A 411-nucleotide genomic window follows, 5' to 3' on the forward strand; every position below is an offset into this window, starting at 1 on the left:
GCGCCCGAACCGCGCGTCTGGCGCCAGCCTCCGAGCGGAACAGCGCGGTGCCCTCACGCCGATACTGGTGACGGCGGTGGCGGCGGTGACGGCTGGGTGGGCGCGGGCGGTGGCGGTGACCTCCGGGACGGCGGCGAAGCACCCCGGCACACCCGATCGCGGGGGCCGCCCCGTTCAACGTGCCGCAATGAGGCCGAGGCAGACGACGATCAGAGAGACGGCCATCACCGCCGCCGTGATCGGCACGGCCAGGGTGGGGTGGCGGTGGGCGGCGTAGCCGATCCCTCCCGCCAAGAGCAGCGTCACGAGGACCAGGAGCAGCAGGACGGCCCGGGCGAGCCAGGACGTGGGCGGTTCCCTCCGTCGGGCATCTCCTCATCACGGGTGGCGAGGTCAGCCGGCCTTCCCTGC

1 protein-coding gene is annotated in these 411 nt (G+C 74.2%); it reads right to left on the reverse strand.

Annotation, left to right across the window (positions count from 1 at the left end; genetic code table 11):
- Positions 1 to 174: 174 nt before the first annotated feature.
- On the reverse strand, positions 175 to 306 hold the full coding sequence (locus tag G3I71_RS52525) for a hypothetical protein (RefSeq protein ID WP_275409466.1): 132 nt from the start codon (positions 304 to 306) through the stop codon (positions 175 to 177).
- Between the last annotated feature and the right edge of the window lie 105 nt (positions 307 to 411).

The organism is Streptomyces sp. SID12501, from assembly GCF_010550245.1.
Taxonomy (GTDB): Bacteria; Actinomycetota; Actinomycetes; order Streptomycetales; family Streptomycetaceae; genus Streptomyces.